13 protein-coding genes and 1 pseudogene are annotated in these 12,090 nt (G+C 58.5%); 6 read left to right on the top strand and 8 right to left on the bottom strand.

Annotation, left to right across the window (positions count from 1 at the left end; genetic code table 11):
- Positions 1-12: 12 nt before the first annotated feature.
- From ruvC to aspS, 3 genes are all read right to left on the bottom strand, one after another.
- Entirely contained in the window at positions 13-540 is a 528-nt protein-coding gene (ruvC, locus tag C1949_RS03460) for a crossover junction endodeoxyribonuclease RuvC (RefSeq protein WP_104737087.1), read from the bottom strand.
- A 76-nt stretch (positions 541-616) separates the two neighbouring features.
- The gene (locus tag C1949_RS03455; protein WP_104737086.1) at positions 617-1,363 is read right to left on the bottom strand and encodes a YebC/PmpR family DNA-binding transcriptional regulator; all 747 of its coding nucleotides are present in this window, start codon (positions 1,361-1,363) and stop codon (positions 617-619) included.
- 60 nt (positions 1,364-1,423) lie between these two features.
- The gene (aspS, locus tag C1949_RS03450) at positions 1,424-3,199 is read right to left on the bottom strand and encodes an aspartate--tRNA ligase (RefSeq protein ID WP_104737200.1); all 1,776 of its coding nucleotides are present in this window, start codon (positions 3,197-3,199) and stop codon (positions 1,424-1,426) included.
- A 252-nt stretch (positions 3,200-3,451) separates the two neighbouring features.
- On the opposite strand from aspS, the gene C1949_RS03445 reads away from it, so the two are divergent.
- Together C1949_RS03445 and C1949_RS19790 are read left to right on the top strand one after the other, a co-directional pair.
- Entirely contained in the window at positions 3,452-3,922 is a 471-nt protein-coding gene (locus tag C1949_RS03445) for a Dps family protein (RefSeq protein ID WP_104737085.1), read from the top strand.
- Between the two features lie 148 nt (positions 3,923-4,070).
- Entirely contained in the window at positions 4,071-4,706 is a 636-nt protein-coding gene (locus tag C1949_RS19790) for a cold-shock protein (RefSeq protein ID WP_308421298.1), read from the top strand.
- A gap of 11 nt (positions 4,707-4,717) precedes the next feature.
- Here the strand turns inward: C1949_RS19790 and C1949_RS03435 are convergent, their stop codons facing one another.
- Together C1949_RS03435 and C1949_RS03430 are read right to left on the bottom strand one after the other, a co-directional pair.
- A complete protein-coding gene (locus C1949_RS03435; protein ID WP_104737084.1) occupies positions 4,718-4,936 on the bottom strand; it encodes a SlyX family protein in 219 nt (72 codons plus the stop codon).
- Positions 4,933-5,364 (bottom strand): HIT domain-containing protein, encoded by a 432-nt coding sequence (locus tag C1949_RS03430; RefSeq protein ID WP_104737083.1) that lies wholly within the window; start codon positions 5,362-5,364, stop codon positions 4,933-4,935. The genes C1949_RS03435 and C1949_RS03430 overlap by 4 nt, the downstream gene beginning before the upstream one ends.
- Positions 5,365-5,633: 269 nt before the next feature.
- Here C1949_RS03430 and C1949_RS03425 point away from each other — a divergent pair, with 269 nt between their 5' ends.
- From C1949_RS03425 to C1949_RS03410, 4 genes and pseudogenes are all read left to right on the top strand, one after another.
- Positions 5,634-6,887 carry an OprD family porin gene (locus C1949_RS03425; RefSeq protein WP_104737082.1) on the top strand — a complete coding sequence of 418 codons (1,254 nt, stop codon included), beginning with the start codon at positions 5,634-5,636 and terminating at the stop codon, positions 6,885-6,887.
- A gap of 148 nt (positions 6,888-7,035) precedes the next feature.
- Positions 7,036-8,769 (top strand): proline--tRNA ligase, encoded by a 1,734-nt coding sequence (locus C1949_RS03420; RefSeq protein WP_104737081.1) that lies wholly within the window; start codon positions 7,036-7,038, stop codon positions 8,767-8,769.
- 482 nt (positions 8,770-9,251) lie between these two features.
- Positions 9,252-9,473 (top strand): annotated as a pseudogene (locus tag C1949_RS19810) (hypothetical protein); the annotation flags it as partial.
- Between the two features lie 3 nt (positions 9,474-9,476).
- Positions 9,477-10,052, top strand: a complete 576-nt coding sequence (locus C1949_RS03410) for a lytic transglycosylase domain-containing protein (RefSeq protein WP_104737079.1) — start codon at positions 9,477-9,479, stop codon at positions 10,050-10,052.
- Between the two features lie 11 nt (positions 10,053-10,063).
- Here the strand turns inward: C1949_RS03410 and C1949_RS03405 are convergent, their stop codons facing one another.
- Genes C1949_RS03405 through C1949_RS03395 form a run of 3 tightly spaced genes read right to left on the bottom strand, consistent with a single transcriptional unit; the run spans position 10,064 to position 12,058 of the window.
- Positions 10,064-10,336 carry an acylphosphatase gene (locus tag C1949_RS03405; RefSeq protein ID WP_104737078.1) on the bottom strand — a complete coding sequence of 91 codons (273 nt, stop codon included), beginning with the start codon at positions 10,334-10,336 and terminating at the stop codon, positions 10,064-10,066.
- Positions 10,337-10,349: 13 nt separating this feature from the next.
- Complete coding sequence (locus C1949_RS03400) at positions 10,350-10,799, bottom strand: TlpA family protein disulfide reductase (RefSeq protein WP_104737077.1); 450 nt, start codon at positions 10,797-10,799, stop codon at positions 10,350-10,352.
- Positions 10,796-12,058, bottom strand: a complete 1,263-nt coding sequence (locus C1949_RS03395; RefSeq protein ID WP_104737076.1) for a YihY family inner membrane protein — start codon at positions 12,056-12,058, stop codon at positions 10,796-10,798. Before C1949_RS03395 ends, C1949_RS03400 begins: the two co-directional genes overlap by 4 nt.
- Positions 12,059-12,090: the final 32 nt, after the last annotated feature.

Raw genomic sequence — 12,090 nt, 5'->3', positions numbered from 1 at the left:
CTGAAATTCAGATCAACGACGGCGCACGCGACCTGCGCGCATCGCCAACGCTGCATTACCAAGCTGCTGCTGCACACCGCTCATGTGGGCATGACACAACGCAATCGCCAGTGCATCGGCAGCATCGGCCTGGGGCGTGCCACCCAGCCCCAGCAGCTGAGTCACCATGTGCTGGACCTGTTTCTTGTCAGCCGCCCCGGTGCCGACTACCGCCTGCTTGACCTGACGGGCGCTGTACTCGTGAACGACCAGTCCGGCATTGACCGCCGCCACGATAGCCGCGCCACGCGCCTGACCCAGTTTCAGCGCGGAATCGGGGTTGCGCGCCATAAACACCTGCTCGATGCTGACCACATCCGGCTGATATTGCACAATCAGTTCGGACAGATAATGAAAAATTTTCTGCAGTCGCTCCGGAAATGCGCCGTCACCCACCCGAATGCACCCGGACGTCACATACTCCTGACGGCCCGCCGCATGACGGACGATACCGAAACCGGTTATTCGGGAGCCGGGGTCAATCCCCAGTATCAGCGCCATGTATTATCCGCCAGCATACGAGCCATAGAAAAAAGGGAGGCCCGCGCCTCCCTTAACTGCATCAGTGTGCGCCGGCTCAACCTAGCTGTTCCATGATGTCATCGGAGATCGATGCATTGGAATAGACATTCTGTACGTCGTCCAGGTCCTCCAGCATGTCGATCAGCCTGACGACCTTTTGCGCCGTATCCAGATCCAGCTCGGCCTGCGTCGACGGCACCATGGTGACCTCGGCAGATTCCGGGGAAAACCCTGCCGCCTCGAGGGCATCGCGCACCGCACCGAACTCCTCGAAGCTGGTGAACACGTCAAAGGAGCCGTCATCGTTTGTGACAAAATCTTCCGCGCCCGACTCCAGCGCCGCTTCCATCAGCGACTCTTCATCCGCATCGGCGGTAAAGGCCAACTGCCCGCGCCGGGTGAACAGATAGGCAACAGAGCCATCGGTACCCAGATTGCCGCCGCACTTGCTAAACGCATGACGCACTTCACTGACAGTACGGTTGCGGTTATCGGTCATCGCTTCGACCAGCACCGCTACACCACCAGCACCATAACCTTCATAGGTCAGCTCTTCCATGTTGTCGGCATCGTTGCTGCCAGCACCACGGGCAATGGCGCGATCAATGGTGTCGCGCGTCATGTTGGCGCCAAGCGCCTTGTCGACCGCCGCGCGCAGACGCGGGTTGTCAGCCGGGTTACCGCCACCAACCTTGGCGGATACCGTCAGCTCACGAATCAGCTTGGTAAAGATCTTGCCACGCCTGGCGTCCTGAGCCGCCTTGCGATGCTTGATATTGGCCCATTTGGAATGACCGGCCATAAAACCAACTCCAGATAGTAGAATCCCCGCCAAACCAGCGGCATGACGGGGACGAAGGACTTACTCAGCCTTGGGCTGCTCCCGCAGACGGATATGCAATTCGCGCAGCGACTTGTTATCCACTTCACCCGGAGCCTGGGTCATAACACAGGCAGCACTCTGGGTTTTCGGGAAGGCAATGACTTCACGAATCGACTGCGCACCGGTCATCAGCATGACCAGACGATCCAGACCAAACGCCAGACCACCGTGCGGCGGCGCACCGTACTTCAGCGCATCCAGCAGGAAGCCGAACTTCTCCTGCTGCTCGTCTTCACTGATACCCAGCACGCGGAACACCGTCTGCTGCATAGTCTTGTCGTGAATACGGATGGAGCCGCCACCCAGCTCGGTGCCGTTAAGCACCATGTCGTAGGCACGCGACAGCGCGGTGGCCGGATTGGCCTCCAACTCGGCCGGGGTACACTTGGGTGCTGTGAACGGGTGGTGCATCGCGGTCAGGCTGCCGTCGTCGTTCTCTTCGAACATCGGGAAGTCGACAACCCACAGTGGCGCCCACTCGCAGGTGAACAGATTCAGATCGTGACCGAGCTTGATACGCAGTGCACCCAGCGCTTCAGAGACGACGCGCGCCTTGTCTGCGCCAAAGAACACGATGTCGCCATCAACCGCGCCAACGCGATCCAGAATCACATTGATGTTGTCCAGCGGGATGTTCTTGACGATCGGCGACTGTAAGCCTTCTACACCTGCTGCGCGCTCGTTGACCTTGATGTACGCCAGGCCCTTGGCACCGTAGATGCCGACAAACTTGGTGTAGTCGTCGATCTGCTTGCGCGGCATGCTCGCACCGCCCGGAACGCGCAGCGCGGTGACGCGGCACTTGGGATCATTGGCCGGGCCTGCAAACACCTTGAACTCGACATCCTTGAGCTGATCTTCAACATCCACCAGCTCCAGCGGGATACGCAGGTCGGGCTTGTCGGAGCCGAAACGGCGCATGGCTTCGGCCAGTGACATGTGCGGCAGCTCGCCGAACTCGACGTCCAGCACTTCCTTGAACAGGTTGCGCACCATGGTCTCGGTGATATCCATGATGTCTTTTTCATCGAGGAAACTGGTCTCGATGTCGATCTGGGTGAATTCCGGTTGACGGTCTGCGCGCAGATCTTCGTCGCGGAAGCACTTGGCGATCTGGTAGTAACGGTCGAACCCGGCAACCATCAGTAGCTGCTTGAACAGCTGCGGCGACTGCGGCAGCGCGAAGAAGCTGCCGGCATGGGTGCGGCTCGGCACCAGATAGTCGCGCGCCCCTTCGGGTGTGGCACGGGTCAGGATTGGGGTTTCGACATCGAGGAAACCGTTGTCATCCAGGTAACGGCGGATGCTGGAGGTGATGCGCGAACGCAGCTTCAGCTTCTCGGCCATTTCCGGACGACGCAGATCGATAAAGCGATAGCGCAGACGGGTTTCCTCACCCACATCAGTGTACTCATTGAGCGGGAACGGCGGCGTCTCAGCCTCGTTCAGAACCTCCAGCTCGTAACCCAGCACCTCGATGGCACCGGACGCCATGTTAGGGTTGCGCGCGCCTTCAGGACGCAGGCGGACCTTGCCGGTCACCTTGACTACATACTCGCTACGCGCACGGTCAGCCTTGGCGAAAGTGTCGGCACGGTCCGGATCAAACACCACCTGGGCAAGGCCGTCGCGATCACGGATATCAAGGAAGATGACCCCACCATGGTCACGGCGACGGTGAACCCAGCCGCAAAGAGTTACTTCCTGATCCGCCAGCGATTCGTTCAGCTGGCCGCAATAGTGGCTACGCATCATGGTGTGGTGCTTCCTGTGGTCTGCAAATTCGGTGCGATGGGACGCAGTGCGCGGATAGACGCGGATGACGCCCAGATAAAACGCCATACTATACCGGAAACTTGCCTTACAAGGGAGCCTGCCCCTCTGTTCATGCAATCCTCGGGAACCTATCGCACCATCCGGGTATCGGAGTAAAAGGCGAGCCATAATAGCTATGCAAGAATAGTCTTAAACACGGCACGAACACTCTGATTCAAGCAAGGAGCCATGATGAAAATCGATATCGGCATCACTGAAAATGATCGCGCTCAAATTGCTGAGGGCCTGTCCCGCCTGCTGGCGGATACCTACACGCTGTACCTGAAGACCCACAACTTTCACTGGAACGTAAAAGGCCCGATGTTCCAGACCCTGCACCTGATGTTTGAAACGCACTACAACGAGCTTGCGCTAGCCGTTGACGACATTGCCGAACGCATCCGCACGCTTGGCTTCCCGGCCCCCGGCACCTACCGACAGTTCGTCGAACTAAGCAGTATTAAGGAAGAAGAAGGCGTGCCTGAGGCAAAAGACATGATCCGCCTGCTAGTGGAGGGTCATGAAGCCTGCGTACGCACCGCCCGCAGCGTTTTCCCGGTCTGCGATGAAGCTCACGACGAGCCAACCGCCGACATGCTGACACAGCGCATGCAAACCCACGAAAAAACAGCCTGGATGCTGCGCAGCCTGCTCGAAAGCTGATCCACCACCGCTTCAGATCACACAACGCTCGGCCTCCGTTTGGAGGCCGAGCGTTTTCAGGTTAGAGTGCCTCGGCAGCTCTCATTGCGAGCTGCATCAATCATCACAACCATAAGACCAACACAGCACTCTAATCACGGTGAGCCTTTTGAAGACCCTTCGTTATCTGCACCTTTCCATCGGTGCTGCCGCCCTGCTGGCCGGCCTGTTTGCCAGCGCTCCATTCCTGACCCAATCAGCCCCGATCAACTACCCCGGCCTGCTGGCTATTTTCTGCGGCCTTATCAACCTGCAACAGTTCGCTCAACAGCGCACAGCAGAAACCGGCCTCTCAGGGGGTATAGCACTGCTCGGCTCAGCCCTGCTGATCATTGCTGCCTGCGTACCTTTCAGCGCGCTGCTGATTAGCCCCCTGTTTGCCGCGTGGAGCATTTGGGCACTCAGCGCAGCCATCACCGGTGTCTGCCTGCATACCCTTATCGTACTGAAACAGGAATTGAGCAGCATCGCACGCGCACCGCGTCCGGCCAAACCCGCTCGCAAGCCCGCACCGGCCAAAGACGACGCGCGTGAAACCGGCACGGTAAAGTGGTTCAACACCAGCAAAGGCTTTGGCTTTATCACGCGGGATAACGGCGGCGACGTGTTCGTCCACTTCCGCTCGATTCAGGGCGAAGGTCACCGCGCCTTGCAGGAGGGGCAGCGTGTGTCTTATCAGGTTGCCAATCGAGACAAGGGCCTGCAGGCTGAGGATGTAGCCATCCTCAACAATCGCAAACGCTAAAAACTGGAACCTCAGTAATGGGGAGGCGGCGGCTCCTCCCCTGCCTCTCCCGGGATCTGCGTAGCCAAATCAGCCTGCCGCTTGGCCACCAGTTCAAGCGAACGCCGCAGCCGATCAAGCTCAATCTGCTGGACCGACAGCGCATCGTTCAACGCCTGGATAGTGTCATCCTGGAACGCCAGACGCATCTCCAACTCATCGATTCGCCGAACCAACTGGTCATGGCTCATTTAGTACTCTCCACAAAACCCTGCTGACCGTTAAGCAACGTCCGCACCTTGACCAGCATCTGCTCCAATGCCTTCGCTTCATAAGGCACAGCCGGAACCTTGCCCCACACTGGCGCCGGCCAGGCGGCATCGGTGCGATAACGCGCAATATGATGAACGTGCAACTGCGGCACCATATTCCCCAAAGCTGCCACATTCATCTTGTCCGCCGAAAACGCTGTAGACAGCAGACCAGCGAGACAATCCGATTCGCGATGAAACTGGGCCCGATCATCATCGGACAGCTGAAAAACCTCACGCATATCGGCTCGACGCGGGACCAGAACGAACCAAGGATATTGACTGTCGTTCAACAGTAGAACTTGGCTAAGTGTAAAGTCGCCAACGACAAAACAGTCCGCTTGCAGCTGCGCGTGCAGTTCAAACATTCAGATAAACCTCAGCAGTAAAAATAAAAATAGTCTCACAAGCAGACAAACAGCGCCTTATTTCCGGTATAGCCGCACAATGCGTATAAAAAAATGCACACCGGGTATCGCCATTTACGGCGCAATATTCTATAAACAGTCCCCGACAAAATGCTGTTTTTTAAGGCACTTGCTTTCGCGCTCGGCACATCGGTGCTTAAATATAGGGCGAAAACAAGAGACCAGGCCAAAGAGCCTACAGGTTTTCTTTATATCAAAGGAGCACACCAATGAAGAACGCAGTTAAATGGAGTTCGCTGGCACTGGCAGTCGCCGCCGGTAATGGCCTGCTGGCTAGCCACGCAATGGCAGAGGGCGAAGGCTTCGTCGAAGGCGCTTCCGCCACCCTGTACAACCGCACTGTTTACTTCAACCGCGATTTCCGCGATAGCACTCCCGGCCAAAGCAAACGAGAAGAAACAGCTACCAGCTTCCTGCTGAACTTCGAGTCCGGCTTTACCCAAGGCCCGATCGGTTTCGGTGCTGATGTTATTGCAATGGAAGGTATCAAGCTGGATAGCGGCCGTGGCCGTGTCAACACCGGCCTCCTGCCTACCGACAACAACGGTAAGGCCAAGGATGAATACTCGGAAATCCGCGGCGCCGTGAAAATGGCCATTCTGGATGACACCGTTTTGCGTTACGGCGTTCATATGCCGGAAAACCCGGTTGTCGCCTATGACGATTCCCGCCTGCTGCCGAACCACTACGAAGGTTACAGCATCACCAACAACTCCATTGAAGGCCTGTTTGTTGAAGCCGGTCGTCTGACTGACCGCGGTGAAATGGCCACGTCAAACGAAACTGACGGCGTTCAGGCAGACAACGAAGACCTGACCTACGCTGGCGGCTCCTACTCGTTCAACGACAACGTCAGCGTTTCGCTGTACGGCGCCAAGAGCGAAGATTCATTCAAGCGCGGCTTCGCCGGCCTTGACTGGACCGTTCCGCTGAGCGAAGGCACCAGCCTGAACACCAATATTGCCTACTACGATACCAGCGACTCTGACTCCAACGATGGCGCCGAGTGGGACAACCAGGCCGGCTCCATTGCCGTTACCCTGAACACCGGCAACCACGCCTTTGGTGTTGCTTATCAGCAAATGCGCGGCGACACTGGCTACAACTACAGTGACGGCGAAATCTTCCTGGCCAACTCGGTTCAGTACCTGGATTTCAACGCCAAGGATGAAAAGTCCTACCAAGCTCGCTATGACTACGACTTCGCTGGCATGGGCATTCCGGGCCTGAGCTTCATGACCCGTTACATCCACGGCACCGACATCGACAACGCCGTTGCTGGCGGCACCCGCGATTCTCGCTGGGAGCGTGACAGTGAACTGCGCTACACCGTTCAGAACGGCATGCTGGAAGGCCTGAACGTGCGCTGGCGTAACGCTACCGTCCGTCAGGACGCGGCTATCGACAACGGCGACGTTGACGAGAACCGCCTGATCGTCGGTTACACCTGGACTCTGCTGTAAGCTTCCAGGTATTGAGGAAAACCCGGCTTCGGCCGGGTTTTCTGTTTCTACCCCTCTGATCAGACACCCGCTGCACGGACTGTACGGTTCACCGGCACAATCGTACAATACCGCCCCAATTGCCCGTTACATCAGGATCCGCTTCCCCATGCGTACCAGCCAGTATCTGATTGCCACTCTCAAGGAGACGCCCTCCGACGCTACCGTCATCAGCCACCAGTTGATGCTGCGTGCAGGCATGATTCGCAAAATCGCCTCCGGCCTCTACACCTGGCTGCCGATGGGCCTTCGCGTTCTGCGCAAGGTGGAAGCCGTTGTGCGGGACGAAATGGATAAAGCCGGCGCACTGGAAGTACTGATGCCAGCCATTCAACCCGCCGAGCTGTGGCAGGAATCCGGTCGCTGGGAGCAATACGGCCCCGAGCTGCTGCGCCTGAAAGACCGCCACGACCGAGACTTCTGTGTTGGCCCGACCCACGAAGAAGTGATCACCGATCTGGCCCGTAACGAGATCACCAGCTACAAGCAGCTGCCGATCAACATGTACCAGATCCAAACCAAATTCCGTGACGAAATCCGTCCGCGTTTCGGTCTGATGCGCGGCCGCGAGTTCCTGATGAAGGATGCCTACTCCTTCCACCTGACCCAGGAGTCGCTACAGCAGACCTACGATGGCATGTACCAGGCCTACTGCAACATCTTCAACCGCCTGGGTCTGGAATTCCGCCCGGTAGTCGCCGACAACGGCTCTATCGGCGGTGAAGGCTCCCACGAATTCCACGTCTTGGCCGATTCCGGCGAAGACGCCATCATCTTCTCCGACACCGGCAGCTACGCCGCCAACATGGAAAAGGCCACCGCTCAGCTGCCGCAGGGCGACCGCCCAGCCGCCAGTCAGCCAATGACGCTGGTCGACACGCCTGACCAGCTCACCATTGCAGCCGTCAGCGAATTCCTCAAGGTGCCGGCCGAGCAGTCGGTCAAGACCCTGATCGTGCTTGGTGCGGAAGAAGAAGGTAAACCGCAGCCGCTGGTTGCCCTGGTGCTGCGTGGCGATCATGAGCTGAATGAAATCAAGGCAGAACACCTGCCCGAAGTCCACGCGGCGCTGACATTTGCCAGCGAAGCCCAGATCGTCTCCACCATCGGCTGCAAGCCCGGCTCCATTGGCCCGGTCAAGCTGCCGATCACCGTCATTGCCGACCACAGCGCCGCTCATCTGGCGGACTTCGTCTGCGGCGCCAATGTCGACGGCAAGCACTACACCGGCGTGAACTGGGAGCGCGACGCGCAGTACACCCGCGTAGCCGACCTGCGCAACGTCGTCGAGGGTGATATCAGCCCGGACGGCAACGGCACGCTGGTTATCAAGCGCGGGATCGAGGTCGGCCACATCTTCCAGCTCGGCCAGAAGTACAGCCAGGCGATGGACTGCAGCGTACTCAACGAGCAGGGTAAGGCCCAAACCCTGATCATGGGCTGCTACGGCATTGGCGTTTCCCGCGTCGTCGCCGCAGCCATCGAGCAGAACTACGACGACCGTGGCATTCTCTGGCCGGACGCTCTGGCGCCGTTCCAGGTTGCCCTGGTCCCGATGAAGATGGAAAGCTCTGAAGCGGTTCAACAAGCGACCATGGCGCTGTATGAAGGCCTGCAAGCCGCTGGCGTCGAGGTACTGCTCGATGACCGCGACAAGAAGACCAGCCCTGGCGTGAAGTTCGCTGACATGGACTTGATCGGCATTCCTCACCGCGTCGTCATCAGCGACCGCGGTCTGGCCGAAGGCCAGCTGGAATACAAGTACCGCCGCGATCAGGATGCAATCAGCGTCGCTAGCGACCAGATGCTGCCTTACCTGCTGGAGCGCATTCAGGGGAAATGATGCCGCGCCGACTTGATGCCCGCACGGGCAGCCACCTGTTGTGGGCCAGCGCCGTGCTGGCCACACTCCAGGCCTGCAGCGTAACCCAACAGCAGGAGGCCGCGTCCGGCCACATCGAACGCGAACTGCTCAGCCACACCTTGCACATCGAAACCGGCGAGCCGCGGGTACTCGATACCCCGCACCGCAGTATTCGCGTCAGTGAAAATCGACTGTTCCGGGTTAGCCAGTACGACGCCAGTGGCAACCTGCTCGACCAGCATCGGCAGTACCAGACCCTGCCCTGGGCGAATCACGTGATCGATATCCAGCTTGGCGAACTGAGCGTGCAACGTGAAACCGACAGCGAAGGGCATTTCCGCCTGAACCTGCTCGACGAAGATATCGTGCCGGTCGATTTCGAGCAGCTTCGCACTATCGAACTTGAAGCCCGCAACAGCGCCGAAGTACACGCTGAGGCAATACTACTGGTCGACCGTGAGCTGCGCGCGGTGCTGCACGAGGCCTCCGAGCTGATTTACGACAACCTTGAAGAAGATGACGTCGACCAGTGGGTCCAGCGGATCTACCGCCTGGGCGAGCTCGGACTCAAGGAAGAGGCCAGTCAATTGGAGAATATGCTTATCCTGTTGACCACAGGGGACCCACACCTGCAGGGCGACTTTATCCACGCCCTCGACCAAAGCAACCAAGCACAGGACTGAACCATGCGCCCAGGGACGGTGCTGTTTCTCCTGTTACTGGTGATCAGTGCTGCCAGCCACGCAACCACGGCCAGCCCGCCGGTTGACCCGGAGTTGCGCGCCGAGTTGATGCGTACCATCGCCAGCGCAGACAGCTTTCATGATCGCTTCGATGCCGAAGTCTGGCTGCTCGACATGTCGACCCGGATGGCGCCGTTCATACCCGATGAGCAGGCTCGACTGAGATTGCTGCGCCTGGCGCATCAGGCAGCCACCCGCGCAAAGCTCAAGCCCGATCTGGTCATTGCGGTGATGCACGCAGAAAGCCTGTTCGACCCCTACGCGCTGTCATCGGTTGGCGCTCAGGGCGTGATGCAGATCATGCCGTTCTGGAAGAATGAGATTGGTCGGCCAGACGATAACCTGATCGACCTGGCGACCAATCTGCAATACGGCTGCACCATTCTCAAGTTCTATCTGGACAAGGAAAACGGCAATCTGCGCCGGGCGCTAGCGCGCTACAACGGCAGCCTCGGCAGCAACCGCTACCCTGACCGCGTACTGGACTACTGGTACAGCTACTGGTACGTCAAGGACTGATCAAGCGCCCGTCACAGCTGAACAAAGCCGGCGATATCCTGCCAGACACAGGCTTCCAGCTCGACACTCTCAACCTTTGCCTGTGCTGAGCCGCGCTGCAGCCAACCAGTCATCGCCTCGAGTGCATCCTCCGAGCCACACAGCAGCAATGCCACGCTGCCATCAGCCTGGTTTCGTACCCAGCCGTTGATCCCCAGCCGCGAGGCCTCACGAACCGTCGCCTGCCGAAAACCAACACCTTGCACCTTTCCGACCACCCTTCCCTGCACGCAAATATCACTCATCAACGCCTCCAGCCTATTCGGTCGTCATCAACTGTTTCAGCTCATCGTAATGCTGCGGCCCCTGCAGGGTCTCAAGTATTCGCCCGTCACCATCAAGCAAATAGGTGGTGGGCAATACCTGCGGGCGCGGCAGCCCAAAGGCGCTGACAAACTCCGCCCCCAGTACCGGGAACCGAATATCCATCCGCTCCGCAGTTGCCTTGAGCTGCTCACCAGCAGCGCCGTCGTAATCGACACCGACCACGCGTCCGGTCGCCAGCTCAGCCGCCAACCGATTCAATTCCGGCAACTCGTCGCGGCAGGGGCCACACCACTCAGCCCAGAAGTTGACCAACACCCGCTGCCCCTGCAGCTGCTCACGCGCAACCGCATTGCCGTTATGATCCAGCCACACATCAGTACCATCGCAGGCACCGAGCAACAGCCCCCCGAGCAGCAGCGTGATTCGCCCGAGCAACCTCATACGCCCTCCTTACTGGTCTGTTCGGCAGCGGAGAACGAGCCGCCCAACAGCCATTGTTTCACGGTACCCCGCAGGTGAGTGCGCCGCGCCTCGTCCGCTTCGGCCAGTGCCTCGCTGAAGGCCGGATACCAGTCCTCCCCTGCGGGAAGTGCTGCGGGCAAGGCCTCATGGGCCACCATCGGCACCGGCATACGCTCGAGCAACCGGCTCAGCTCCATTTCATCCAGATCGCGGCACAACACATAGCAGCCATTCTGGGTGCGCGTTACCACCTGCTCACTTTCCAGCCAGTCGGTCAACTGCAGCCAGAGCTCCTCATGCATCGACCAGCCAGCGGCATTTACCCGTGCCAGATCAACCTGTTCACCACGTTGCTGGGCAGACAGGAACACCCTCAGCAACGCCAGCAAATTGATCATCCAAGGATACTCGGGACGACGCCAGGCGTGCCCATTACCCATATTGCTAACCAGCTCAGCGCCAAGCAGGATGATCAGCCAACTGACATAGATCCACAAAAGGAACAGCGGCACGGCGGCAAAGGCGCCGTAGATCAACTGATAACCTGGAAAAAGAGTAACGTAGACCCCAAAACAGGCCTTGGCGGCCTCAAATAGCAAAGCAACGAAGATGCCACCAGCCAGGCCATAGCGCACCGGTACGCGAGTATTTGGCACCGCCACAAAGATCAGGGTAAAAGCGGCAATGCTCAGCAATATGGGCAGCGCCAGCAGCAGCTTGTTCCAAACTGAGCCGAGCAGTGCGCCCTGCTGAAACAGCGAAATGGAAGCGATATAGGTACTGACGACAAAGCCGGCGCCAAGCAGCAACGGCCCGATACTCAGGACGGCCCAGTAGAGCAAAAAGCTGGATAATCCCCGGCGGGGCTGGCGAATACGCCAGATTGCATTGAATGCCTTCTCGATATTCACCAGCATCATCAACGCAGTGACCATCAGCAGGGCGATACCAACGCCAGTCAACTGCCTAGCCTGGGTTGAAAACGCGCTCAGATGGCGTTGCAGCGCCTCACCACTGGCGGGGAGAAAATTCTTGAAAATGAACGCCTCGACCTGACCACCCACCTGATCAAACGCCGGGATCGCCGCGAGCATGGCGTAAGCGACCGTCATTACCGGCACCACAGCGAACAGCGTGGTGTAGGTCAATGCAGCCGCATTCTTTATACAGTTGTCTTCGAGAAAGCGTCGCCCCAGATAGCGAACAAAATGCAAAAACAGATTCAGTTGGCGCGGCATCTTATCTCCCTGACAGCCTTAACTTTTAGTAG

It is taken from the genome of Halopseudomonas oceani, from assembly GCF_002903165.1.
In the GTDB taxonomy this organism is placed as follows: Bacteria; Pseudomonadota; Gammaproteobacteria; order Pseudomonadales; family Pseudomonadaceae; genus Halopseudomonas; species Halopseudomonas oceani.
Note: the sequence above shows the minus strand (reverse complement) of the source record. Positions and strands in the feature narration are given on the sequence as shown.

Bases quoted from the DNA above. Each gene is read 5' to 3' on its own strand.
- ruvC (WP_104737087.1), bottom strand. From the start codon at position 540: ATGGCGCTGATACTGGGGATTGACCCCGGCTCCCGAATAACCGGTTTC.
- C1949_RS03455 (WP_104737086.1), bottom strand. From the start codon at position 1,363: ATGGCCGGTCATTCCAAATGGGCCAATATCAAGCATCGCAAGGCGGCT.
- aspS (WP_104737200.1), bottom strand. From the start codon at position 3,199: ATGATGCGTAGCCACTATTGCGGCCAGCTGAACGAATCGCTGGCGGAT.
- C1949_RS03445 (WP_104737085.1), top strand. From the start codon at position 3,452: ATGAAAATCGATATCGGCATCACTGAAAATGATCGCGCTCAAATTGCT.
- C1949_RS03435 (WP_104737084.1), bottom strand. From the start codon at position 4,936: ATGAGCCATGACCAGTTGGTTCGGCGAATCGATGAGTTGGAGATGCGT.
- C1949_RS03430 (WP_104737083.1), bottom strand. From the start codon at position 5,364: ATGTTTGAACTGCACGCGCAGCTGCAAGCGGACTGTTTTGTCGTTGGC.
- C1949_RS03425 (WP_104737082.1), top strand. From the start codon at position 5,634: ATGAAGAACGCAGTTAAATGGAGTTCGCTGGCACTGGCAGTCGCCGCC.
- C1949_RS03420 (WP_104737081.1), top strand. From the start codon at position 7,036: ATGCGTACCAGCCAGTATCTGATTGCCACTCTCAAGGAGACGCCCTCC.
- C1949_RS03410 (WP_104737079.1), top strand. From the start codon at position 9,477: ATGCGCCCAGGGACGGTGCTGTTTCTCCTGTTACTGGTGATCAGTGCT.
- C1949_RS03405 (WP_104737078.1), bottom strand. From the start codon at position 10,336: ATGAGTGATATTTGCGTGCAGGGAAGGGTGGTCGGAAAGGTGCAAGGT.
- C1949_RS03400 (WP_104737077.1), bottom strand. From the start codon at position 10,799: ATGAGGTTGCTCGGGCGAATCACGCTGCTGCTCGGGGGGCTGTTGCTC.
- C1949_RS03395 (WP_104737076.1), bottom strand. From the start codon at position 12,058: ATGCCGCGCCAACTGAATCTGTTTTTGCATTTTGTTCGCTATCTGGGG.